This window comes from Shewanella sp. YLB-07 (genome assembly GCF_009377275.1).
The window spans coordinates 120,508-145,030 of record NZ_VOQB01000006.1 but is presented as its reverse complement, the minus strand read 5'-3'; the positions used below and the strand labels follow the sequence as shown (position 1 = coordinate 145,030).

The window sequence follows — 24,523 nt, the reverse complement described above, 5'->3', positions numbered from 1 at the left end:
GAATCTAAAGACAAAGCTGGATCCCGGAACGAGTCCGGGAAGACGGAATCGTTGATCATTCCGGCACTCTTGTTCCAGGATGACGTAGTAATATGTCATGTCGGCATACTTGAGACGGGTATCGAATAAATCATACTCAATCTATTCACTCTGTTACATTTTTATTGCCCGTGTAGCAGGCATTTAGTTTACATTGTTTGCTGCATCTTTTAGGTGCACGTTACTCGGCTAAATCACGTTAGCTTCATTATTTGACGACTTGTAGCTCTGTAGCTCTGTAGCTCTGTAGCTCTGTAGCTCTGTAGCTCACAACTAAATAAGGATTAACTCGAGCATGGCTAGCTATAGTTAATCATTGTCTGGCTATTAACTAATGGCTAGTTTGGACATTATAATAACAAAGGCACTGGCTATGACCGGTGCGGTAAAATCTACAAGGGAAAACAACAATGAACTTATTGAAAATAAGTCGTAAATACCATAGATGGTTGATGCTATTTGTGGGTGTGCAGTTTGTAATTTGGTCCGTGTCTGGGGCCTATATGGTGATCTTCGATATTGATTATATTCACGGCGACAGCTTAGTGGAGAATCATCAGACTAAGCTCAATCCGGATAAAATCGACTATCCCTTAGCCGAACTGGTCCAGGCTTATCCGGACGCTGAGCGTCTGGAAATGGGCGTATTTCTAGGCAAAACGGTGTACAGCTTCAAGCAAGGTGAACAAGATTTTTTAATCGATGCGCATACTGGCCTGCTATTATCTCCCCTTGACCAAACAACGGCAGTCAAAGCCGCTAAGCACTATTACACTGGTGACGGTGAGGTAGCAGAAGTTGAGTTAATCACTCAAGACCCACCTTTCGAGCTCAGCCGCCGGGTGTTACCCGCATGGCGGGTAAATTTCGATGACTTTGGCAGTCCCTCTATTTATGTGTCGGCCGAGACAGGCAAGTTGGTGACTAAACGTCATGAGTTCTGGCGCACCTTCGATCTTATGTTCAGTCTACATGTGATGGATTATGAAGATGAAGATCCCAGCAACTGGTTGTTGTTCTGGTTTTTACTATTTTCTCTAACGGCTTCGATATTGGGTCTTATCTTAACTTATTTCAGAGTCTTTAAATCCAGTGAGGATGAGGAAGACTCAGTTGCACCCAATGACGGCAATAACTTACACAAGAGTTCTAACAAGGGCTCACACGGTAAGTCTGACAAGAGCAAGACCTCTTTAAATCAGGAGGTCAGCTAATGCTATTAATTAAGAAGATTCATAAATGGTTATCGCTTCTGGTTGGCTTACAGCTGCTTATTTGGCTAGGTACAGGCTTGTATTTTAATGTCATGGATCCCTTAGCGGCCTCGGGCAATCAATATCGCGTACGCGTCACCGAGCCCAGTGCTGACTTGACACAACTTGTGGAGCCAAAACAGGTATTACACACTTTTAAAAACTCAGTCTCACTGTCACAAATATCATTACTCGCACAACCTTACTACCTGCTCACCCATGATAAAGCACTCTATTCATACTTTAACAATGACTACACCTTAGTAGATGCATTAACGGGTAAACAGGCGTTTGTCGATGAGACTATGGCGAAAGCACTGGCGATCGCGTCATATAAGGGGCCAGGAAAAATAGTCGGCGCCGTTAAACAAGGGCCACCATTTGATGACAGGCTAAAGGAGCAAAACATTCTCTGGCGTATCGATTTTGACGATGAGATAAATACTCGGGTCTATCTCGATGCAGGCTCTGGCAGACTCGCGGCGCATACCAACGATGACAGACGTATCGTCGATATCGCCTTTATGCTGCATTTCATGGATTACGCCGAAGAACGCAGCTTTAACAATGTTCAAATTATCGTTTTCGCCGTATTCACCCTGTTTTTCGCCTTTACCGGCCTTATCTGGACCATAGAGTTAGGGTTTAATGGCCAATATACCTTGGCCTCTCTGTTTGGCGGCCGTTTCGCTAAAACCAAGAAGATTAATATTTTCGACAAACACTCGAAGAGCTTGGGCAAGCTGGCTATGTCCAGTCATGAAAATCTACTCGATAGCCTGATCAACCATGATATTGCCCTGCCCTCGACATGTGGCGGTGGCGGGACATGTGGCCGATGTAAGATAAAGGTGATGTCTAAGGTTAAGATGACCTCGGCGGATAAGAGTCAGTTGACCGAGCAAGAGCTGGATATGGGTTATCGTTTAGCCTGTCAGCATAATAGCGACGAGCTTAATCAATTAACCTTAGTCGATGTGACTAAAGCGGCAAGCCACGAGTTACAGTTAATAAGCAGTGAATTTATCAGCCCTTACATCAAGGAGCTGCGCTTTAAATCTGTCAGCGGTGAACGCCTTGAATTTAAGGCCGGCGCCTTTATGCGCTTCTTCATTCCATCGGCTCAAGGTAGCTCTATTCCCGTCGATTTACCCACAGACTTGCTACACCATTGGCAAGAAGTGTTACACATGGACTATGAGCACCTTGCCTGTAGTCGTAACTACTCCCTGGCTAATGGCGATGGCCTGACCGATGAGCTAGTGTTTACCGTGAAGATTCAGACGTCGCCAAGCGAGAAGGTTAAACCCGGTATCGGCTCGAGCTACATCTGTAACTTGACTCCAGGCAAAACCATAGAAGCTGTGGGTCCATTTGAGGAGTTCTTCGCAATAGAATCTACGAACAAAGATTCAGCTTCACCTATGGTACTGATAGGAGCAGGCTCAGGCATGGCACCGCTGAAATCCTTGATAGAGGAGCAGCTAATAAAATTAAATAGCACCCGGCCGATACATTTCTATTTTGGTGCACGTACCCAGGCGGATCTTATTTACAGAGACGCTTTCAGGCAACTTGCGACCACTTTCCCTAATTTCAAGTACATTCCCGTGCTGTCACGCGTAACACCGACCAAGGGTAATGGCTGGGATGGGGCGAAAGGATATGTACAGGATCATCTGGCAGAGGATCTGAGTACTGAGTTTGAATCATCATTAGATAAGGTCGAGTTTTATCTGTGTGGCCCATCCGCCATGATGAGCTCGACCATAGACCTGCTGAAATCCAAAAAAGTAGATGATAGTCAGATAGCCTTCGATGATTTTACTTAAGTTAACGGTTTAGTGAGAAGCTCGTAAGACAAGCCCGGCATACCCTTTGCCGGGCTTTTTCTAATACCGATTGGTATAGCCACCTAATGTCTTAATCAAGCCAGCTTAACTTTCAGATCCAGCAGCTGCATAAATACCTCTAGATTCAGCGGCTTTTGCAAGAAGCTAATGTCGGGATAAGCATCGGCATTGGCAATTTCACTCTTGTCGTTAGCCGATAAGATAAAGTAGTGAACGTTGCCTGTTTGAAGCTGCCGCATCTCCCCGATTAGGCTAATCCCATCAGTTTTAGTTAGCCTGTAATCCATGACGACTATTTGAGGCGTCGATGTCTTAAACGCATCGAATGCCTCATCTTCATCTTGAAATGCACTGACTTTGAATCCTCCGGTCTCCAGTATGCTGCCACAAACCTCCAAGTTAAATCGATTATCATCCACGAGAAGCAGAGACACATCGGCATATCTGGCCTTAGTGATATAGCCTAGGCTAGCCGGCGTTGAATGGGCGAAACCTGTGGTTCTCTTTTCTGTATTCAGCCTGAGATTAGCCGATGGAATAGGGGTTCGGTTAGACTCCCTCCCTGAGTTTATATCACTAACCTTATGTAAATCTCTAATATTTCCAGACTTAATCTTACTCGAGTCATCATGATTTGAGGCCTGTTTCTCACTAGCGTTCACCTTTGAAGACGCTTGTCGATATGGGAAACGAAACAGCACTAATGTGCCTTTATTTTCTCTACTGCGAATACGTATATGGCCACCAACCTCTTCTATCACCTTCTTGCAGGTGTAGAGGCCAATTCCAATTCCTGACTGGCTGGTAGGCGTGACATTGGGATCGGTATTGAAAGGATGGGTAATGGCTTTCATCGACTCAGCTGACATGCCTTTACCAGTATCTTTGACCGCCACACGCACGAAATCTTGTCCTGCTACAGTTTTTAAACTGATATCGAACACGACTTCTTTGCCGCTGCTGTATTTAAAGGCGTTATTGATAAAGTTAGTCGTCAATTGGAAAAACTTAGTGCTGTCCAGGCCGATATATTCCGGCATATCGGCTTGTACCTTCATGACTAGACGCTTGTCGTGGGTTTGACTAAAGGCGTTGTAGTAATCATTTATCGCATTGAGTTCATCGAGGAAATTAACATCCCGATAATCTAAACTCAGGTGCCCAGCTTCGGCTTTTGAAAAGTTCAAGGTATTTTCTGCGACGCTATTGAGCAGATTTGCCGACCAGATGATCTTATCTAAGGTGTTTCGTCCGGATACATCGCAGTAATCACTGTCTTTGAGCATCTGACTGTAGCCTAAGACCGCATTGATAGGCGTACGGATCTCATGGTTTATGCTCGACAATAAGGCAAACTTTGACTTAGTTTCTATGGTCAACTGGATGAATCGCATATGGTTACGGAGCTTAAGATACAGGAGTACAGATAGGCTCATGCCCATGGCCGTGATAAATAACACCAGCAGACAGAGTTCGTATGTTTCGCCAGCCGGTGCGATAGACCAGGCTGAGATGCTGTATTTCTTATTGTATTCTGGCAAGTCGACAGAGTCGGAACCTTGATATTTAAAGAATGAGGTCAGCCAATTAGCATCTTCATTATGGCAATACTCATTAGTGAAATATGTGTCCTCCAGAGTCAACTGAGCACAGATCCCCTTATGCTGCTCTAATCTTTTCTGCACCCTTTGATGTGAGATGGCATACACCAGAAACGGCATATTCTGCTCATCTATGTTCACTATGAGGCTGGAGAAGCCTTCCATCAGATATTCCAACTGACCGTCTGGACCGACTTGCACCTTACCGGCTAATATCTCAGACTGAAACTCTGGATCCGATATGTATTTAACCCGGTGATCATTGTCCAGAGTAAATGCAACGGCTGATTTTATCTTCAACAGCTCCTCGGAAAAAATATTAAACTCTTCCTTGGTGACTATAGCGGAGGCATTGAACAAGGAGCGCAGTGCATTGAGTATGATCTTATGCTGCAGCAACATATCATGAGTCGAATTAAACAAGAGATCTGCTTTTTGCTGATAGTCATCTTCGAACTCTTTATAGGAGTGATGCAAGAGTAATATATTGACCAGTAAGGTTGCCAACAAACCTATGATGATACAAAGAAAGGACGAAGCTCTAGATTTCACACTTAACGACCTTAATTTCATTTTGTAGCATTAAAATTGAAAACATGAGTTCTTGTTTGCTCTTTACATCGAAAAGAAATACTTCATTTTGGATCAATAAATAGCGACAGATCCCCTTCAACTTATGGGCTAATGATGAGAGCTGCGAAAGCTCTGAGGCATCTAATTCCTGGGTCTGAGAAAATAAGCTGTCTAACTCTTCACTCAGTATATCAATCAGATACAACCTTTTCCCTTCATGCTGGTGGTTGAAAAATGCAAGTATTTTATGATGAATAAAATGATTACCGCTATCCATAGACTCTTCCTATTTTTGGCTGTAACTGTCTATCCAAGCCGTCACATAACGGCCTTCTATCGGCGGACTAAAATAATAGCCTTGGGCTATTTCACACCCTAAACCTTTCAATAAATTCAACACACTCAATGTTTCTACTCCTTCGGCAACCACTTTCACTTTTAGCTTCTTGGCTAAAGCTATCGTCGACTCGACGATAGCCAGATGTTTAGGGTTAGTGTCCAGATCTGAGATAAAATCTTTATCGATCTTAATTTCATCGAATGGAATATTATCGAGGCGGTCGAAGGTTGAGTAACTTTTACCGAAATCATCTAAGGAGATGGTGATATCGTTGATAATCAACTTAGCAATGGATCTCATTGCCAGATCTTGATCTATGGTTTGCTGGGATTCCGTTAACTCCAAGATGAGATGAATATTGGGCTGGTCACTTTTCTTTTTAATAACGTAATTAATGAATGTTTCAGAAAGCAGATCTTCTGCACTGATATTAACCGAGAGGGAGAATTTCTGCAGTTGTGGGCACAATTCCCATTGAGTCATTGCCTGATCGAGTACTAACTTTGAAAACTGGCAATTCAATCCTGCCTCGTTTATCAAAGGAATGAAGCGGTCTGGATAGATAAAGCCATCGCCTTGGATACATAACCTTGAGAGCGCCTCGAATCCTACTATCGACTGACTGCTGATATCGACTTTGGGTTGGTAACATAAGATCAGGTTGTCTTGATTGAGTAAGGCACCAATTTCCTTACTGGTAACGCCATCTATGGTCTCGACTAATTTAGGCTCCTGTTTAGGAGCCTTGTATTTAAGGGCTGCCAATAAAGTAAACAAGTGCCCGATATCGACAGGTTTTTGAAATACGCCGACTAAGTTCAGGTTAAAACTTTCGGTAATATTACTGATCAACTCTAAGGTCCTGACATCTGAGCTGCTCACCACCGCCAACGGGAGTCCATGGCAGTCACTGCAGGTGGCCATATGATTGATAATGGACAGGCCATCGCCGTTATCCATCTTAAGATCTGCAATCACTAGATCAAATTTCTCAGCAGCGGGCATATCGTTATTTTTAAGCAAGTCTATCGCTTGATTGCCACTGTCCGCCTCGAAGAATTGCATGGGTTGCTCATCGACCAACTTTTCGAAATCCGCTTTTATCGATTCCCGAATAAAACGTTGGTCATCCACTATCAAAATGTTCATCTTGCTTGTTTTCCTTTAACGCCAACATCGATTATCTGATTTAGATTCGAAGGAGAAATGACCGCCAACTTTAACAAGAATCGATTTGCCATCACTTCTGAACGACTGACCAGAAATGAAGTTATGTCGACCTTGTTTTTGCCCTTAGATACTGATTTAACTTTAAAAGGTGATAACTTAGCCCCATTGAGTTTTTTAACGAAGCTATCATCACAAACACTGAAACTCAGGTAAGTGAGATGTTTCTGACTGGCAAAGAAGTGCATATAAATAGACATCAAACTGTTCTCAACCTGGGTCGTCGCACCCGCAGAGGACAAGACTAACACCGCATTGGCTTGGCCCTTAGCGTCGAGCTCCGCAATATCCTGTAGATTAATCTTGAAGTTTAACAGCTCGAGAATGATATGGGACCTTGTCTCCATAAAGAGACAATGACCGATTATCTGACCGCCAAAGGCGGTAGCCACACTGATTTTAAGCTTACCGAGTTGCTTTCTCTGGCTGTTAATCTCATCGAGACTCAAGCAAGGGTTGCCCTCATATTGGAGAATCATCCCCAAAATCAAGTGAAAACAAGGGTGATCATTGTCTATCTCTTCGATGAGATACGCATCGTTACGATAATAAGGATGAGATGATTTACGCTTGTTAATCGGTAACGCCAATAGCTTAGTGCACTCATTAAGAAACTCATTGTCTTTGCCATATATATCGACTAATTCGTGATTATATAGCTCAACAATTTCAGCCTGTTTGGCAAGCGAAGGGATGTTGACCCCTCTCTCCCAGCGGCTCACAGTGATCGTATCCAAATTATAAAAGAGACTGCTCTGCTCCCTTAAATACAGACAGAATTGCTCTTGAGAAAGATCATTATGGTGTCGAGTATTTCTTAAAAAGATAGAGAACACATGACTGTCTTTATCGCTTGTGTAGCAGTAAGCTGTAGAGCTCATATCGTGTTCCATTGGTTTTGCTTATATTTTTTAAAAGGTCCAAGTATTCATCTTTATTGATGCCATCAATCCGTTCTGGATGCGTTTCTGTGTAAATGATCCACATACGATGGAGTTTTCCGACAAAATATAGTCCTGTGACTTGTTCATCAACCATATTTTTCCCCTGGTCTTCAAATCATCATTAATTGTTAAATTATCTAACATACGAGTTTAAAACATTCTTGATACCCGGGACATTGGCAAGTTGGATCCGAATTTAGAACTGAAATGCCTACAAGCCAATTCAATGTATATATATCATTAAAACGATATATATCAAGTAGCCCAACAAAACTGTTTTTACAGGATTTTTATACATTTCGTCCAACATGTAAAACCCTCCCGTTATGTCCGAATATTCAATTTATATTGCTCTATAGAGTGTTGATTCAGTGTTTTGTTGATGACGAGTCGACTAGATAATAAGGCAGACTCATTAGTGAAATATTCCATAGCTTGTTTAACAATTCTAAACTTTTTTACACATCCGCCCTGCTTATCCGGATGATACTTATTGACCGCCTTAATGTAGCATCTACGCAGATCACCATTGGAAGCACCTTCCGGGAGTTTTAAAATTTTCTTCGCTAGCGTTAATGTCATTGCTATTTTCATCTGTTTATTCCACCACTTTCGCCTATCAGTGTTTCATGCTGTTATTGACCACATTTATAGCATTAACAAGCTGTATGAATACTGTACACGCGACGCCAGAAGTGAGAAGTTATTCAATACAAGCATCCAAGGGATAACTCGGAAAAACGGGTGAGACATAAGTAGCCAACTCATAAATAGAAAATCCATCGGATTATTTAGTGCTGGGTTATTTATGGGTTGATAATAAATTAAGATAAAAAAATAAGTAAAGACAAGATGTTAATATTACCCCATCGATTGACAATATATTTTATGGGGGTGTAGAGTCTAACTAAAATAGTCGGTAGTTAATACCAGTCGCATAGCAGCGAAAACAATATACATATTTTAATGGTGAATTATTATTCAAACATAAAGAATAAATAAACGATTGGCAGTTCGGTTTCATTTCTATATTAGAATTCATATTATTGCCAACAGAGAGCACTGCAGGAATATGAATACTGTTACACAGCGACAAGATGTGCCGTTAGTTATCAAGCCAGCAGGCCCCTAGGATATGCCCATTTCTCGCAGAACTCCCAACCATTTTCTCGACAGGCAAACCCCGCCTGATATCGATTGAAACTGAGTTGAACACCTTGACTAGGAGTCGATGCAGTGGCGAGTGTTGAAGCTTGTGTTGCAGAATCGAATGTTTGAGACGTGACACTCGATAATGCCCCGATGACAATCAAGGCAGTTAACGAAGCCGCGGGGGTAATCGTGGTTGAATGTATGTTAAATCTCTGTATAAAGGCCATCTACCACTCCATAAATATCTTTATTTGCCCAATAAAATTGACTCATGTCAGTCAGGATGGGCAAAGCTATAGGGTTAATATAAGGAAATCCCCACCATATGGCAAAACTGATGGGGAATAAGATATTTTTCTAACCACTATGTTAATGGGATGCTTAGTTCAGTTCCTGAACGGCCTCTGCAGTACCTTCGCCGTTATCACCTTGTGATACTGCGATCTTGCTAGTGGAGTCTTGCACCACGGCCTGCCCTTCCTTACTCTTCTCTTCTTGAGCTAACAGGCCTCCACCGAGTGCTCTGTATAAAGTGATCATAGACAATAACCTGTCACGCTTTACCAGACTTAGGCTGAGCTGAGCACTAAACAGGCTCCGCTGAGCATCCATAAGATCCAGTGAGCTCGAGACGCCATTTCGATACCTGAGCGTCGCCAGACGATTATATTCAGTCGATGCCGCAACCAACTCTTGTTGCGCCTCGATGGCGAGCTCTGAACGTCTGAAGCTGTTCATGGCATCATTAACTTCAAAGTAGGCTCTGAGCACAGTGCTGCGATAGGCCAGCAATGCCTGCTTAGAGTCCTCTTGTGCGATATCGTATTGAGCAGATATGCTGCCTGCATTGAAGATTGGCGCGGTGATCCCGCCAAGCAGAGACCAAGTCACCCCTTGACTGTCGAAGATGCTGCTCAAGTCATCGGTTTCCGTGCCATAGCTACCTATTATGGTGAATGAGGGGAAGAAGGCGGCTTTCGCGACGCCTACATTGGCATTCGCCGCCACTAAGGCCTGCTCTGCCGACTTGACATCGGGACGCTGAGATAACATCTGCGACGGCACACCGACAGCAAACTGATCAGGAAACAATTTCCCTTCAGTCTTAATGTCAGTTTCCGTTTTGACCGCTAAAGGATAACTAAATTCGCCGAGTAATATACGCAGTTGGTTCGCTTTCTCCTGCCGCTCAAAGTCCAAATCTGGCAGAGTGACTCTCGCACTTTGATACTCAACCTCAGCTTGACGCACCTCCAGTCCGGAAATAACGCCGTTTTCCTTACGCAAACGCGCCAGATTGCGCTCTTTTTTACGTAACTCTACTGTGTTCAATGAAATTTGATATCTTTGCTCGATATCCAGCCACTCATAGTAACGACTGGCCACATCGCTGATGAGACTGATCACAGCCAGGTTAAGTGACTCTTTCGCCGAGAGAAAGTGAGCATACTCAGCTTCGCTGCGTCGCCGGTTTGCGCCCCAGATATCCAGCTCCCAGGAAACAGTTCCCGCCAGATCAAATTCGTTCTCATGACTGGGATTAGTGTTGGTGATACTACTGTCGATAGAGCGCTCACTATTGGCATTTATTCCCAACGCAGGGTAAAGCGCCGCATCCGTTACAGTGATATTTGAGCGTGCGGCGATGAGCCGTGAACGTACGGTTTCCAGATCTAAGTTCTTGGATAGCGCATGCTCAATCAATACTTGTAAGTCCGGGTCAAGATAAAACTCACGCCAAGGACTCATACCGATATTCGGTCCAGGGGCTTGCGCCAGGTCATCATGATATTGCCCGGGGATCTCAAGGTCTGGCTGCTGATAATCTGGTCCCATGGCACAGCCTGACAGCAATATGCCAGTCGATAACGCACAAGCGAGTCCCTGTCGTTTAAAAGAATTAGCTGCAAGGTAGTGTTTAAACATGGCTCGACCCCTCCACTGATCCATTAGACCCGGTATCTGAGCTGTCCTCAGCGTCTGTTGTTGGTTTTACCTTAGATTTAAGCCATCCCGCCGTGGTGACGAAGAACAGTGGCACCATGACTATGCCTATTGTTGTCGCAAATATCATGCCGCAAAGAATAGGAATAGAGATACTTTGTCTGCTCACAGCACCTGGGCCAACCGATAGTACCAGCGGCAGCACACCGAGTATGAAGGCCATAGAGGTCATCAAGATGGGTCTGAAACGCATATTGGCCGCTTCCAAAGCGGCATCGAGTCTACTCTTCCCCTGTTTGTGCAGCTGATTAGCAAACTCTACGATCAAGATGGAGTTCTTGGCGGCCATCCCTATGAGCGCGATAAAGGCCACCTGGAAAAACAGGTTACTCTCCATGCCACTCACTAAGGTGCCCAGTGATGCACCTAACATGGCAATAGGCGCAATAAGCAACACGGCTATGGGAATAGTCCAGCTTTCATAGAGGGCTGCGAGAAACAAAAAGACAAATACCATGGCCAAGGTGACCGCAATACTGGTCTGGTTGGCCGATTGCACTTCTTGATAGGTAATTCCGGTCCACTCATAACTGAACTCCTTAGGCAGCAAAGGCTCAGCCACACGCTCAATGGCCTTAATCACATCACCCGAGGCATAACCCGGCGCAGGTGTAGCATTAATTGAGGCGCTGGAAAACAGGTTATAGTGAGTCACCGCCGCGGGTCCCACCGTGTAATCATACTTAGCGAGTACACCTATAGGCACCATGGCCCCGGTTGCCGAGCGCACATAGTAATCTTTAATCTGCTCGGGAAACTGACGATAGCTCTCTTGTGCCTGAACCTTCACCCGGTAGACACGGCCGAACAAGTTAAAATCGTTCACCGTGGATGAGTCGGTAAAGGTCTTTATGGTGCTATAGATATCGGCGACATTGACTCCGATGGCCATGGCCTTAGCTTCATCGACCGTCAAATGCAGTTGAGGAATGGCGCTCTGTAGAGATAAGCCCGCGGTGGCAATTTCCGGCTGCAGCTTAAGCTTCTCGACCAATTCATCGGCTGTTTCCATCAGGCCCCTGAAGTTAGTGCCTGAGGTATCCTGCAACTCCATTTCAACGCCTGCTCCGTTGCCGAGTCCCGGCACGGCGGAGGGTAAATAGCTGTTAAATTCTGCCTCCAATATTCCCTGCAACGAAGCTTGGATCTCTTTCATCACCTTTTGCACAGTGGCATCTTTCTCTACCCGCTCAGACCAAGGCTTTAAGATTATTTCAAATTGACCATTTGCCTGATTTGAACCCGAGCGGCGGTTTTCACCAGCTAAGGTAAATGAGTAGGCCACGGCGGGATTGGCTAATACCTTAGCTTCGGCTTTTTTAAGCACGGCTTGTGAGCGGTTTACCGTCGCGCCATCGGGCAAGGTCATGTCGATAAAGAACCTACCCTGATCTTCATTGGGCATAAAGCTGGACGGCAAGTTAGACATGATCAAATACACACCGCCCACCATAAGGGCAAACACAAGGTAACTTCTCTTGGCATGCTTAGTGGTTAGGGCTACTAAGGCGACATACTTACTGGTACTGGTATCGAGTCTGTCGTTTATCCATTTAAAGAAACCCGATGTGGCTTTGTCGCCGGGTTTGAGCAATAAGGCACATAAGGCTGGCGACAGGGTCAAGGCTACCACAGTAGAGATAAGCACAGCCACTGTGATGGCTACCGCGAACTCCCGGTACATGATGCCAGTGATCCCAGACAAGAATGACACAGGCACAAACACGGCTGCGAGCACCAAGCTTGTGGCAACCAGGGCCCCGGATAGCTCTTTCATGGCGGTGCGGGTAGCCTCGGCCGGACTGAGGCCATTTTCATTCATCAAGCGCTCGACATTTTCTACCACCACGATGGCATCATCCACCACTATGCCGATAGCTAGCACCAGGGCTAACAGACTCACGGTATTTATGGTGAAGCCAAACACTAGCATGGCCGCCATTGTGCCTATCAGGGAAACTGGCACAGCAATGGCAGGGATGAGTGTGGCGCGAATGTTTTGCAGAAACAGATACACGACTAAGATGACCAAAATAAGCGCTTCGACTAATGTTTTAACCACCTCATCGATGGAATTCTCGATAAACACGGATGCATCGAAGAAGACTTCCCAATTCATGCCTTGAGGAAACTTTTCAGCTAGCTTAGCCATCTCCTTCTTGACGTTTTTGGTCACCTCTAAGGCATTAGATCCTGGTAACAGATAGACCTGTAAGATGGTGGCGTTGGCACCATTGAGCTGAGACTGCAATGTATAAGCGGATGAACCGAGCTCAATCTGAGCTATGTCTCTGAGGCGTATGAGGGAGCCGTCATTATTGGCACGAACGATGATCTCATTAAATTCGGGCACACTGCTCATGCGGCCCGAGGCGGTAATTGGCAAGGTCATACTGAGCGTGTCGCTGTTGGGCTGAGAACCGATAGTGCCCACAGGAGACTCCTTGTTCTGCGCCTTGATAGCACTGATCACATCCGCCGTAGTCAGGCCATAGCCCGCCATGGTATCAGGCTTTAACCAGACTCGCATCGAATAGCTTCGTGCGCCAGTGTTACGCACCCGCCCGACGCCGGGAATGCGTTTAAGCGCAGATTCGATGTTGATGGTGCCATAGTTACTCAGATAAATTTCATCATAGCGCTCATCGCTGGAGGTCAACGCCAGCTTGAGCAACTCAACCGAGGCTTCTTTCGATACCGTCACTCCCTCGGTTTGTACATCTATGGGCAAGCTGCCGCTGGCTTGTTGGGTCGAATTTTGCACATCCACCGCGGCGAGATCCGGGTTGGTGCCCACATCGAAGGTGATGGTGACATTAGCGCTACCCGAATTAGTACTCTTGGAGCTCATGTAGATCATATTAGGCAAGCCATTGAGCTCTTGCTCTAAGGGCGTAGCCACTGACTCCGCCGCCGTCGTCGACGTCGCGCCCGGATATGATGCAGAAACCTTGACCTGAGGCGGAGTAATATAGGGATATTGATCGATAGGCAGATTAACCATGCCTATCAGGCCCAACAGCACGATAACGATGGAGATAACACAGGCAAAGACAGGACGATTAACGAAATACTGAGCCATTATTTCTGCTCCTGCTCTAGTGCCTGCTGTTTGAGTGCCTGCTCCTTCTGCTTAGTGTCTTCCTGCTTAAGATATTGCTCCGCGGTTAAGGGCTCGGCCAATTGTCCGTGACGAACGCGGTGCATGCCTTCGACAATAACCAGCTCTCCCGCCTTGAGGCCGCTCTTAACCACGACACCCATTTTCCCCTGATGTTCAATCACGATAAAACGGCGTTCCACTTTATGATCGGGTAGCACCACCATCACATAGACTCCGCCTTGCTCGACTTGAGTGGCTTTCTGCGGAATAACGATGGCGTTACTCACCTCATTGAGCTTGATACGTACATTGGTATATTGACCCGGAAGCAGCTCTTTATCTGGATTGGGCAACTCGGCTCGTACCTGGAATGTCCCTGTCTCTGGATTGACCGATGGGTCGGTAAAACGTACGTCACCAAGATAACGATACTCACTGTTATCGGGCAAGGTGATGGTCACAAAGCCTTCGACCGCTTTACCTTCGGTCTCAGCCTCTTTTTGTTCGCTATAGCTGGTCATGCGTCTCCTGGCATTGAGATAATCCAGCGCCGACATGTTAAATGTCACATAGATAGGGTCTACCCGTTTCACTCGGGTCAACAATGACTGGCCACTGCTCCCCACCAGGGCACCTATGTCGACTTCTGAGCGACTGACCAGCCCTGATATGGGTGAGCGTATTTCTGTATAGCTTAACTCTAATTTAGCTTCTTCCAATTCGGCCTTGCTCGCAGCCAGACTCGATCTTGATTGGGATAGGACTGACAAGGCATTGTCGAAATCCAGCTGACTGGCCGCATCTTGCTCGTAGAGAGGTTTTAATCTGTCGACATCACGTCTGGCCTTATCTAGCATAGATTGCTGTGACTCGACATTGGCGTTCAGTCGGTTCACGACGGCGAGATAAGGACGATTATCGATCCGATAAAGCACAGTACCTTCTTTCACCGCGCTGCCTTCGATGAAACTCTTATCTTCAACAAAACCATCAACACGCGCTCTCACCTCTACATCGAGTGAAGCCTGAGTGATCCCCACATAATTTCCATAGAGTGGCACAGTGGCCGTAGTGACCTGCTCGACGACCACTAATTTCGGGGTAATTGGGGGCACATCCTTCTCACAACCTATCAATGTTGCAGCGCCTATGAGCAACGCTAAGGTGAGCGCTGAACGTGTGAAAACCTGTGCCATATTCATGTCCCAAAATTGTATTTGATGATCGGATGCCTATTTTTGTTCGATTTACAATCAACTAATGTGTCCGATAAAGAAATATTCATTAAGTTAATCAAATGTAATTGTAAGTTCTAAACAACTGTAACAGCAAGAGAATGTTAACTTTAATACAGGATTGACCAATAAACGCTCAACAAATACACGCAAATAGCGCATTTTTTCTTAGCTGTTGAAACTGTGTAATTGAAATGCAGGAGAGTATTGATTTTTTTTGAGTGGAACACCGACTTAACTGTTGCGGTATTTTACGTACGATCAAGACAATGGAAGAGATAAAGAGGGTAAAACGAATAAAACCAGGTCTAGGCTGGGCAAAAGCCAGACCTGAATAAAGTGAGACTTACCGAGAAGGTTTTACGTCAACCATTTGCGTAAACTCTTCTGAGAGTTGATTCAGGGGACTGAGATCTTTATTGCTTTGACGACTTCGACTAAACATCGAAGCGGCGATAAACAGCTCAAACCAGATACTCAGCGCCTCGGCATTACCCTTCTCACCCGACGCTGCTAATGCCAATACTGCCACTTCGGCTGTGCCAAGCTGAAAATCCCGGCTGCCCTTTCTCAAACCGTACTTGGCAAGGGTCTCAGGGGTAAAAGAGAGCAATGGCAAATCATGTAAGTAAGGGCTCTTGCGAAACATCTTAATCGCTTCGCGCCAGCTACCGTCTAGCATAATAAACAGTGGTTTCTTAGCGCTATCTAAACCTGTGGGCTTAAGCTCACTGACCACTGTTTGATCTGGGTAGGCATATTCACCAGGAAAGATGACGAAAGGCTGATAACGAGGATCTTGTATCAATGCCAACATTTTTCGGTTTGCCTGGGTTCTGGACCAGATATAGGCATAGGTATCGGGGATCAGATCTGCGATGAGGCGACCACTATTACTCGGTTTTAGCACCTCATCATCATACATGATGAGTAAAAATGCATTATCAGACACCAGTTGGCGGCGACTCTGACAGGTGCAATATGTCTGTGCCAGTAAACACAGCTCACATCTGATCAGGTTCTTGCCCCTGGCTCCATAAGGCCGGGTGGAGATCGCCTTACGGTATTGGTAAAGCTTGTGGATAGCGTGTTGCTTAAGATTCATAACTCGTCATTTGTGATTAAATTTTTTGATAGCCGTTATCGGCACATCCGCTATTTTACTATCGGGCCGAACACCACACAATAGTTTTCAGCTACCTGCAAGATTACCCCCTCTGAGGTGATGAGCTCGCCTCAATGCCATGTTATCGACTTATTTCATGGTTAACCTTAACCATACAAAACGTAAACTAATAATTACAGCCTTTTCACCTTAGAAAAATTGATGAAAACGATGAGAATAAATGCCTGATAATAAGGGGTGTTATCCATTGAATTTGTTTCAGTACCCAGTATGATGCCGCTTCCTTATCAAACCCCTGTTTTATCCTTTTGGAGTCATCATGACCGGCCCTCAGTCAACACCTGTTTCTACCGGAAAAAATCACGGTCAGGAAACGGGTTTCTCATCCCTAATTTTCCTAATCGTTATGATGGTCGCCTGCGGCCAGATGGCTCAGACCATCTTCGTTCCCGCGCTTCCAGACATAACGGCTAGCTTCCATGCATCACCGGGGCAACTTCAAGCCATCATGGCCTGTTATCTGCTGTCCTATGGCTTACTGCAATTTATCTATGGTCCCGCCTCCGACAGATACGGTCGCAAACCAGTATTAATCGTTGGCTTGAGTATTTTTATTCTCGGTGCCCTGCTCGCCAGCTTTGCCACCAACTACCAATTACTCATCGCGGCAACCTTACTGCAGGGAGCGGGGACCGCCAGTGCCGGAGCCTTGTGTCGCAGTATTCCGCGGGATCATTACTTCGGTGAGCCTCTGGTCAGAGTTAACAGTTATATCTCAATGGCCGTGGTATTTTCTCCCCTAATAGCCCCTTTTGTCGGCAGCTTTATGACCCATTATTTTGGTTGGCAATCGGTATACGATCTGCTCGCCGCATTCGGCATCCTGGTACTCCTGCTGATCATGTTCAAATTTAAGGAGTCGCTGCCCATCACACAGCGAAAGCCTGAGTCGGTGTTAGCCTCATACCGCTTCGTACTCTCCAATAGGAAGTTTAAGAGTTATCTGCTCTGCCTGGTTGCCACCTTCGCCGGCATTGCCGCTTTCGAGGCTGTTGCCGGTATCTTTTATGGTCAGTTTCTCAAATTGTCACCTTTCTGGGTCAGCTGCTATTTTGTGGCACCAATACCGGGTTACCTGGCAGGTGCATACTATGCAGCCAAAATAGATAACAAACACAGCGTCGTTTATCGAAGTGTGGCGCTTCTGGGGGCCGGTACTCTGTTTATCTTGATCCCTGGTCTGTCAAACTTAGTGATTGGCTGGAGCCTGCTCCTAGGTTCGATTCTCTTCTTTAGCGGTGCCGGCATGCTGTTTCCGGTGCTGACCTCGGCGGCACTGGAGCCATTTCCCCGCCATGCGGGTGTTGCAGGCGCCCTACTCGGTGGTCTGCAGAACTTCGGCGCGGGACTGGCAGCGCTCTTGATGTCACTGGTGCCCATGCACGGTCAACTCAGTGTCGGAGTCTTGTGCGCCATCATGGTCTTCTTAGTCATGCTGGCACTGAATTACGCCAAAATGGGTTCAGATTTGGGCCACAATTCTGCCAGTACTTGATTTATTCTACTAATAGATTTTAGGTATTTAGTCGCTAGGTAAGAGACAACACTTAATAGGTGAGAATTGAGATTTTATAGACGAGGTCCTGATCACGATGGTCAGGACCTTACTTGAAGCCTAAAGAATACGTCTTAGCAGGAAGTCTGCTTTTAGGCGCCTGATACGAGTCATTATCTTACGCACCGGAGCCGGATACTTGTTTAGTGTCTCTATCTGGCTGTAATGATACAAGCGCTCTGTGTGCTGCAGGATATGCGCCTGCTCCTGTTCAAACTTATCCTTCCAGGCACCGCACTCATCATGGAGCAATAAGCCATTCTCCAGATCCAGCGCCCATGCACGAGGATTTAAGTTACTGCCGGTGAGCAAATGACGTTTACTGTCAGCACTGATCCCCTTGAGATGATAGCTATTTATGCCATCTTTCCAGAGATGAATATTGAGTTGGCCATTCTCCACCGCCCATTGCTGACGCTTGGCGAATTTTCGAAGAGACTGCTCATACATGTATGGCAAGGCTCCTATAGTTGAGAAATCTTGCTCTGGCGGAATATAGAAATCATTGGCGGTTTTATCCCCCACTACGATATCGATACGCTTACCGTCTTTAAGATGCTTAGCTAAGGCACGTGCCAGTATGTAAGGTGGGTTAAAATAGGGAGTACAGATAAACAAGGCATCTTTTGATTGCGCCACCATATCGACGACTATCTTATTGAGCTTGTTTTTCTTCCTGCCTAAACCCACTAAAGGCGTGACGCGATTGCCTATGGTGGTGGATTCATATTGATAGCTCGCCTTAGCTAAACGTGACTTGAGTGTACGGATATCGTGTTTATCAGGCAGAGATTCTGTAGCTTTATCTTGAGTCAGTGAGCAAACCGCGGGATCTTGTACCAAATAGGTTTGAATCATCTGCCTCATGGATCGCGCCAGTTCAGCCGATTCCATCACATGATATCGATCGAAGCGGTATTTTTCACCTTGATGCAGGTAGATATCATTGATGCTGGCACCACTGTATATCACGGCGTCATCGACAATATATCCTTTAAGATGCAGTACGCCCAAAAACTCACGAGATTTGACCGGTACACCTAAAATTTCGATTGGATGCTTAGCAGCCTGCATCACCTTGCGATACATCTGATAATTCCCACTGTCACCCTTATGACCTATCAGGCCTCGCCTGGCGCGATGGAAATCGACTAAGACCTTGATGTCGAGTTCAGGGTTCTTGTCTTTGGCTGACATTAATGCCGCTAAGATCTCTCGGCCCGCCTCATCATCTTCGAGATAAAGGGCGGCGATATAGATTGAATTAACCGCAGCGGCGATACGCGTTAAGAGTTCAGCCTTTAAGGCTTTGGGCGTAAGCAACCATTGTAATGCGTCGGGTTGGATTGGTATTCCACCAAGCTTATCAAGCAAGGTCATCTCCTTTAAAAATGCTTTCCGTCACGGTAGTAGGTGCTCGGGTCTAATGCGCTAAACATTACAGCCAGATGCTGCAACTCCGGATAAGCCGATGTGATGGCTTTACGGATCGCTTGCTCTACTTTATCGTGGGTATCGGGATCTTTAGGGAACCAGAGTACTTCAACTTGTGTCGTACTCAGATCGACTTTGCCATCGCGGTAACTTGTACTTGGTATCCAGTCCAAGGTAAACCCTTGAGCATCGATCCGACATAACTCGGCTAATTGTGCGAGTAATGTACGGCTCAGGCTGGCTACAGCGTCTTCAGGTAGTCCGCGCATACGAATATGAGGCATATCGATCCCTTATATAAATCATAAGGGGATAGAAATTACCGATTTACACCCCATTGGGCAAGGGTTTTCTCCATTTTTGCAGCATAAGACCATAAGAAGTGTACGTATTTCGAGCAAATGCAGATTTGAGTGCACAAAGCGCTCAAATTAAGCACTAACCGACTTGCATAGCAGATCGAACTAATGTGAATAATGTTCACAGCAATTTATCGGTATTACCCAAGCTATGCAACCCAGTTGTAGCATCGGCAACGAAAACTTAGCTTAATTGATATTAATATCTTTCACTGGACACGGCATTGAATTCAAACTTTGGTTATAATAGCCGACTCGTCAAAACAATCGATATGGAGATAATAATGAATGTTAAGATATTAAGCACAATCGCGATAAGCCTACTCATGGCATGGGCTATTTTTCACTTCAAGGCACAGCTGGGGATTTTTATCTTACCGCTCTTTATCGGCTTAGTGACCTTTGTGACGTTAAGGCTCTATCGGTTAATGGAAAAAGATAAACCCGAAGATGAATAACCGCTATGATATAAGTCTGTACTCTTTATTGACTTAGTCACCCATGTTCATCACTGCTAAGTCACTTACCTATGTGAATTTTATGAGACCTCTCGTTAACGCCTGTTTTCTGCTTAGCTGTTTATCTCTCCCTGTTCTAGGCGATGACTATTTTAATAATTTGTTATCCATCATTAAGCCGCCTCATTCCCATACGGCGATCATTGCTACAAACCTGGTGACCGGCGACATCATCTTTGAGCAGAACCCGGATACCTTACTCTTACCCGCCAGTACCATGAAATTACTGACTGCGGTAGCAGCCACATCATCACTGGGCAACGAATTTAGATTCAGCACTCGTGTGTACTCTAGATTTCCCATAAAGGACGGCGTGATTGCCGGTGATGTCTACATCAGCTTCAGCGGCGATCCAACATTGAAAACCCAAGATCTCAGGTCACTGCTCTCACAGCTTACCGAGCAAGGCTTATATCGAATCGAAGGCAGCCTCTATTTAATCGGTCAGGCCAATGAACAGTTACAAGCACCTGGTTGGGTTTGGGATGATCTGGGGATCTGTTATGCAGCGCCTGTGTCAAGTTTTGTACTCAACCGGAACTGTGTTCACGGAAAACTCTCCCCAAAACTGGCCAGTAATCAGAGTCAATTATCGGTTCCAGGCTATATCCCTATCAGCATCACCAACACCTCAGTGTTTGATAAATCGGGCATCGAAAAATTTTGCCAATTAGATCTACAACGCTTACCCGGCAATCATTTTTCCCTTAGCGGCTGCTATTCAGGCTCACAAGCCATTAAACTCGCCATTGCCATCACAGATCCCGGCTTATTTATGCAAGAGTCTATGTCGCAAATACTCAAAAGCAGTAAGATTCTACTCAAGGGACACATATCGATTAAACACCAGCTACCTACCCAGGCTCGCTTAATTGCGGCCCATGATTCCGCCCCTCTACCCGACTTACTAGGGATCATGCTGATCAAGTCCGATAACCTGATTGCCGATAGTTTACTCAAACAGCTAGGCACAAAAAACTATCAAGGACCAGGCAACTTCAGTAACGGCAGCCGAGCCCTTAAAGATGTACTCAGTGGTGAAGGTATAGTGTTAACCCATGCACAGATTGTCGATGGCTCAGGGCTCTCCAGATATAACCTACTCAGTGCACGTCAGCTCAGTCAGGTATTACATTTGATCTATACCGACTCAAGATTTGCCCAGCTCATAGACTCACTGCCGGTTGCAGGCGTCAGCGGCACACTCAAATATAAGGCAAGTTTTAATAAACCGCCCCTGCTCAAGCATGTCATGGCTAAAACGGGATCTATGCAGGGAGTGGATAATCTTGCTGGTTTTATCAGGAGTGAAACCCAAGGTGACACCCTGTTTGTGATCTTAGAAAACGGTCAGAGTCCCCTGGAGAAGAAACAACAAAGAGCGCCTTTCAGCGCACTGTTTCTACACTCTTTAATGGATAATACGTTAGCCCAAGAGTCTCAAGCAGGCTCTGCCCTCACCCCTTCGAGTCCAGCAAATTGATGGCTTAAGCCACATAAATTAAGGCCCAAAACAAAAAAGCGAATACTGAGGAGTATTCGCTTTTTTACGCGCTATATCAATTGGTATTAGATCAGAACAAAGATTCAGGTATGTCCATAATGGTAGCTTCACCGGCACGCACCTGAGCCAGATGATATTCGGCCTTAGGCAGCATCTTGTTGATGTAGAAATCACTCAGGTAGCGTTTCTGAACAGCGAACTCTTTATCCGAGTGTGGCACGGCGGCATCTGACATCAATAGCCAGAAATAACCATATAAGACATGGCCAAAGGCATCGAGAAAATCGACAGCGCAGGCATTGATAACTGCAGGCTTTTCGAGTTTCTTATCATTGATCTCAGATGCGACTAAGATAAGCTGTTGCAACAGCTCAGTCACCTTAGCCTTGTGTGCTGCATCGGCATGACTCAGGGTCGATAGCTTGGCAGTACACTCATTAACAAACTCAGTTAAGGCAGCCAGATTATCCCCTGTGACCTTACGGCCAAGAAAATCTATGGCCTGAATACCATTGGTCCCCTCATAGATTTGTGCAATTCGAGTGTCACGTACCAGTTGCTCAATACCCGTTTCACGGATATAGCCATGACCACCAAATACTTGTTGAGCTGTGATGGCAGCGTCAAGGCCGCGATCGCTCAAAAATGCCTTAGCTACCGGGGTTAACAGGCCAACATATCGACTCGCCTTAGCTTGAGCCTCACCTTCTCCGTATTTGGCAATATCCAACTGCTGCCCAGTGAGCACAGACAGGGCACGGCCCGCTTCGGTTAACACCCGAATGTTGAGCAACATACGGCGTACATCGCCGTGCACTATGATAGAGTCGCTAGTCGCACCAGTCGGTGATCCACCTGCAGCTACCCCTTGAACACGCTCTTTGGCGTAATCGGCTGCCATTTGGTAAGCCGCTTGTGATGTACCCAGACCTTGGATACCAATCGCCAGACGCTCGTAGTTCATCATGGTGAACATACAAACTAAACCTCGATTAGCCTTACCGATGAGATAACCCTGTGCATCATCATAATTCATCACACAGGTCGACGATGCCTTCAGCCCCATCTTATGCTCTATTGAACCGACGGTGACGTTATTCGAATCACCCAAGGCACCAGAATCGTCGACCTTGATTTTTGGAACTAAGAAGAGTGAGATGCCGTTGGAGTCAGGCAGCTTAGCCAATACCAGATGAATCACATTTTCGGTGAGATCATGATCGCCACCTGTGATAAATATTTTGCTGCCTGTGATGCTGTAACTGCCATCATCTAAAGGCACTGCCTTAGTGCGGATGCCCCGAAGATCTGAGCCAGCTTGAGGCTCTGTCATGTCCATGGCGCCTGACCACTCACCGCTGTACATCATAGGCAGGTATTTTTGTTTCAACTCATCGCTACCGTGGGCATTGATACATAAGGCCGCGCCAGCTGTAAGTGAGCCGTATAAGGTAAACGCGTTACAGGCGCTGTAGGCCATTTCATCGACGAGTACGCCCAACATTTTAGGCATACCCATGCCACCGAGCTCAGGCTCGCCACAGAGGCCTACCCAACCGCCTTCGGCATACTGGGTGTAAGCCTCTTTATAGCCATCAGGTGTGATCACCTTATCATCTTGATGCACCACACCTTGCTCATCACCACTACGGTTTATAGGATGGAGTAATTCGCGACTTATCTTTTCTGCTTCATCCATTATCGCCACCGCCGTGTCCATATCGACATTTTCAGCAATGGCAGGTAAAGATGCCCATGTTTGAGGCGCATCAAACACCTTATCTAACAGGAATTTCATTTCGGCTAACGGAGCTTGGTAAGGATTCATTATCGACTCTCAAACGTTGGATTTAAACACTTGTTTTAATTTATACCAGATACCGTAGGAAAAGAAAGAGATATTTGGATAAATTGAGGGAAAAGAGAGTTCAGCTAAAGAGGTAAGTATAGGATAAGGGACTAGAAACTAGGAACGAGGGATCTGGGAATGGGAAATCTAAGGACGAAGATGATAGGGACTAGGAACTAGGGACTAAGCACTCGAACCTAGTCCCTTGGTTTACTACCACATCAAATCATCTGGGATGACGTAATCTGCATAAGGATCGTCGTCGCAGACGACTTGGCTATTGTCATCTTTCACCCACAAGTAGCCACACCACTCGGACACCAACATATTGACTCGCTCTGCGAGTTTATGGGGCACTAAGTAACTGGTATCTTCATGACGTACGATACCCAGTTGTCCGTTAAGCAGTTGAGTCTGTAATTTATCATTCACATAAATCGAGAAGATTTTATTATTGTGGGTGAAATTAAACTTTATCTCAGCGCTTTGCGGTAGCTTTATGGCTAGGCGAGTGAATTCAGTCACTAGGCCTCGAACCAAGCCTTGCTCGGTTGCAGCAGCAAATTTTTGCTCATTTAATGCCTTATCTTTCGCCGCCTGCTCCTGTTTCTGCGCTGCTATTTGCAGTTTTAAATCCGCAGAGCCATCATCAACCTTGGCCTTACGGTCACGTCGTTTCTGAGTCCTGGCTTTCTGTACTTTTTGTTTGCTGACTAGACCAGCTTTGAGCAGTTGCTCTTGAAAAGGATTTGCCATCTGTATCTCACTGTAATTAATATTTCTGTTGAGTTCAT

The 24,523-nt window shown here is 45.7% G+C and carries 19 protein-coding genes; 5 read left to right on the top strand and 14 right to left on the bottom strand.

All coding sequences use genetic code 11. The features are described from left to right. The first annotated feature begins 449 nt into the window (after positions 1–449). Positions 450–1,253, top strand: a complete 804-nt coding sequence (locus FS373_RS14735; RefSeq protein ID WP_227992798.1) for a PepSY domain-containing protein — start codon at positions 450–452, stop codon at positions 1,251–1,253. Further along, positions 1,253–3,124 (top strand): 2Fe-2S iron-sulfur cluster-binding protein, encoded by a 1,872-nt coding sequence (locus FS373_RS14730; protein ID WP_144046487.1) that lies wholly within the window; start codon positions 1,253–1,255, stop codon positions 3,122–3,124. Before FS373_RS14735 ends, FS373_RS14730 begins: the two co-directional genes overlap by 1 nt. Before the next feature lie 95 nt (positions 3,125–3,219). On the opposite strand, the gene FS373_RS32580 is transcribed toward FS373_RS14730, so the two are convergent. The 10 genes from FS373_RS32580 to FS373_RS14680 form a co-directional block, all read right to left on the bottom strand. Further along, the gene (locus FS373_RS32580; protein WP_194165856.1) at positions 3,220–5,298 is read right to left on the bottom strand and encodes a hybrid sensor histidine kinase/response regulator; all 2,079 of its coding nucleotides are present in this window, start codon (positions 5,296–5,298) and stop codon (positions 3,220–3,222) included. Continuing rightward, the gene (locus tag FS373_RS14720) at positions 5,288–5,596 is read right to left on the bottom strand and encodes a hypothetical protein (RefSeq protein ID WP_144046485.1); all 309 of its coding nucleotides are present in this window, start codon (positions 5,594–5,596) and stop codon (positions 5,288–5,290) included. Before FS373_RS14720 ends, FS373_RS32580 begins: the two co-directional genes overlap by 11 nt. Positions 5,597–5,605: 9 nt before the next feature. Then, positions 5,606–6,808, bottom strand: a complete 1,203-nt coding sequence (locus FS373_RS14715) for an EAL domain-containing response regulator (RefSeq protein WP_144046484.1) — start codon at positions 6,806–6,808, stop codon at positions 5,606–5,608. Then, positions 6,805–7,767 carry a helix-turn-helix transcriptional regulator gene (locus tag FS373_RS14710; protein ID WP_227992796.1) on the bottom strand — a complete coding sequence of 321 codons (963 nt, stop codon included), beginning with the start codon at positions 7,765–7,767 and terminating at the stop codon, positions 6,805–6,807. The genes FS373_RS14715 and FS373_RS14710 overlap by 4 nt, the downstream gene beginning before the upstream one ends. Positions 7,768–8,154: 387 nt before the next feature. Next, positions 8,155–8,424 (bottom strand): J domain-containing protein, encoded by a 270-nt coding sequence (locus FS373_RS14705; RefSeq protein ID WP_144046482.1) that lies wholly within the window; start codon positions 8,422–8,424, stop codon positions 8,155–8,157. Positions 8,425–8,942: 518 nt separating this feature from the next. Then, on the bottom strand, positions 8,943–9,209 hold the full coding sequence (locus FS373_RS14700; protein ID WP_144046481.1) for a hypothetical protein: 267 nt from the start codon (positions 9,207–9,209) through the stop codon (positions 8,943–8,945). Positions 9,210–9,363: 154 nt separating this feature from the next. Next, complete coding sequence (locus tag FS373_RS14695) at positions 9,364–10,908, bottom strand: efflux transporter outer membrane subunit (protein WP_227992790.1); 1,545 nt, start codon at positions 10,906–10,908, stop codon at positions 9,364–9,366. Continuing rightward, a complete protein-coding gene (locus FS373_RS14690) occupies positions 10,901–14,068 on the bottom strand; it encodes an efflux RND transporter permease subunit (protein ID WP_144046480.1) in 3,168 nt (1,055 codons plus the stop codon). Before FS373_RS14690 ends, FS373_RS14695 begins: the two co-directional genes overlap by 8 nt. After that, a complete protein-coding gene (locus FS373_RS14685; protein ID WP_152829725.1) occupies positions 14,068–15,285 on the bottom strand; it encodes an efflux RND transporter periplasmic adaptor subunit in 1,218 nt (405 codons plus the stop codon). Before FS373_RS14685 ends, FS373_RS14690 begins: the two co-directional genes overlap by 1 nt. A 385-nt stretch (positions 15,286–15,670) precedes the next feature. Further along, positions 15,671–16,429, bottom strand: coding sequence for a tRNA-uridine aminocarboxypropyltransferase (locus tag FS373_RS14680; RefSeq protein WP_144046478.1), 759 nt, complete (start codon positions 16,427–16,429; stop codon positions 15,671–15,673). Positions 16,430–16,769: 340 nt separating this feature from the next. Between FS373_RS14680 and emrD the strand changes: the two genes are divergently transcribed. Continuing rightward, positions 16,770–18,005 (top strand): multidrug efflux MFS transporter EmrD, encoded by a 1,236-nt coding sequence (emrD, locus tag FS373_RS14675; protein WP_144046477.1) that lies wholly within the window; start codon positions 16,770–16,772, stop codon positions 18,003–18,005. A 120-nt stretch (positions 18,006–18,125) separates the two neighbouring features. Here emrD and pssA read toward each other — a convergent pair whose 3' ends face one another. Further along, a complete protein-coding gene (pssA, locus tag FS373_RS14670) occupies positions 18,126–19,439 on the bottom strand; it encodes a CDP-diacylglycerol--serine O-phosphatidyltransferase (RefSeq protein ID WP_144046476.1) in 1,314 nt (437 codons plus the stop codon). 11 nt (positions 19,440–19,450) lie between these two features. Beyond that, positions 19,451–19,783, bottom strand: a complete 333-nt coding sequence (locus FS373_RS14665; RefSeq protein WP_144046475.1) for a DUF1904 domain-containing protein — start codon at positions 19,781–19,783, stop codon at positions 19,451–19,453. 359 nt (positions 19,784–20,142) lie between these two features. On the opposite strand from FS373_RS14665, the gene FS373_RS14660 reads away from it, so the two are divergent. After that, positions 20,143–20,316, top strand: a complete 174-nt coding sequence (locus FS373_RS14660) for a hypothetical protein (protein WP_144046474.1) — start codon at positions 20,143–20,145, stop codon at positions 20,314–20,316. An 82-nt stretch (positions 20,317–20,398) separates the two neighbouring features. Further along, positions 20,399–21,859, top strand: coding sequence for a D-alanyl-D-alanine carboxypeptidase/D-alanyl-D-alanine-endopeptidase (gene dacB / locus FS373_RS14655; RefSeq protein WP_152829724.1), 1,461 nt, complete (start codon positions 20,399–20,401; stop codon positions 21,857–21,859). 91 nt (positions 21,860–21,950) lie between these two features. Here the strand turns inward: dacB and FS373_RS14650 are convergent, their stop codons facing one another. Together FS373_RS14650 and FS373_RS14645 are read right to left on the bottom strand one after the other, a co-directional pair. Beyond that, positions 21,951–23,708: an acyl-CoA dehydrogenase C-terminal domain-containing protein gene (locus FS373_RS14650; protein WP_152829723.1), complete on the bottom strand. Its 1,758-nt coding sequence runs from the start codon at positions 23,706–23,708 to the stop codon at positions 21,951–21,953. Between the two features lie 234 nt (positions 23,709–23,942). Further along, a complete protein-coding gene (locus FS373_RS14645) occupies positions 23,943–24,485 on the bottom strand; it encodes a DUF2058 domain-containing protein (RefSeq protein WP_144046471.1) in 543 nt (180 codons plus the stop codon). Positions 24,486–24,523 lie beyond the last annotated feature (38 nt).

Bases quoted from the DNA above. Each gene is read 5' to 3' on its own strand.
- FS373_RS14735 (WP_227992798.1), top strand. From the start codon at position 450: ATGAACTTATTGAAAATAAGTCGTAAATACCATAGATGGTTGATGCTA.
- FS373_RS14730 (WP_144046487.1), top strand. From the start codon at position 1,253: ATGCTATTAATTAAGAAGATTCATAAATGGTTATCGCTTCTGGTTGGC.
- FS373_RS14720 (WP_144046485.1), bottom strand. From the start codon at position 5,596: ATGGATAGCGGTAATCATTTTATTCATCATAAAATACTTGCATTTTTC.
- FS373_RS14715 (WP_144046484.1), bottom strand. From the start codon at position 6,808: ATGAACATTTTGATAGTGGATGACCAACGTTTTATTCGGGAATCGATA.
- FS373_RS14710 (WP_227992796.1), bottom strand. From the start codon at position 7,767: ATGAGCTCTACAGCTTACTGCTACACAAGCGATAAAGACAGTCATGTG.
- FS373_RS14705 (WP_144046482.1), bottom strand. From the start codon at position 8,424: ATGAAAATAGCAATGACATTAACGCTAGCGAAGAAAATTTTAAAACTC.
- FS373_RS14700 (WP_144046481.1), bottom strand. From the start codon at position 9,209: ATGGCCTTTATACAGAGATTTAACATACATTCAACCACGATTACCCCC.
- FS373_RS14695 (WP_227992790.1), bottom strand. From the start codon at position 10,908: ATGTTTAAACACTACCTTGCAGCTAATTCTTTTAAACGACAGGGACTC.
- FS373_RS14690 (WP_144046480.1), bottom strand. From the start codon at position 14,068: ATGGCTCAGTATTTCGTTAATCGTCCTGTCTTTGCCTGTGTTATCTCC.
- FS373_RS14685 (WP_152829725.1), bottom strand. From the start codon at position 15,285: ATGGCACAGGTTTTCACACGTTCAGCGCTCACCTTAGCGTTGCTCATA.
- FS373_RS14680 (WP_144046478.1), bottom strand. From the start codon at position 16,429: ATGAATCTTAAGCAACACGCTATCCACAAGCTTTACCAATACCGTAAG.
- emrD (WP_144046477.1), top strand. From the start codon at position 16,770: ATGACCGGCCCTCAGTCAACACCTGTTTCTACCGGAAAAAATCACGGT.
- FS373_RS14665 (WP_144046475.1), bottom strand. From the start codon at position 19,783: ATGCCTCATATTCGTATGCGCGGACTACCTGAAGACGCTGTAGCCAGC.
- FS373_RS14660 (WP_144046474.1), top strand. From the start codon at position 20,143: ATGAATGTTAAGATATTAAGCACAATCGCGATAAGCCTACTCATGGCA.
- dacB (WP_152829724.1), top strand. From the start codon at position 20,399: ATGAGACCTCTCGTTAACGCCTGTTTTCTGCTTAGCTGTTTATCTCTC.
- FS373_RS14650 (WP_152829723.1), bottom strand. From the start codon at position 23,708: ATGAATCCTTACCAAGCTCCGTTAGCCGAAATGAAATTCCTGTTAGAT.
- FS373_RS14645 (WP_144046471.1), bottom strand. From the start codon at position 24,485: ATGGCAAATCCTTTTCAAGAGCAACTGCTCAAAGCTGGTCTAGTCAGC.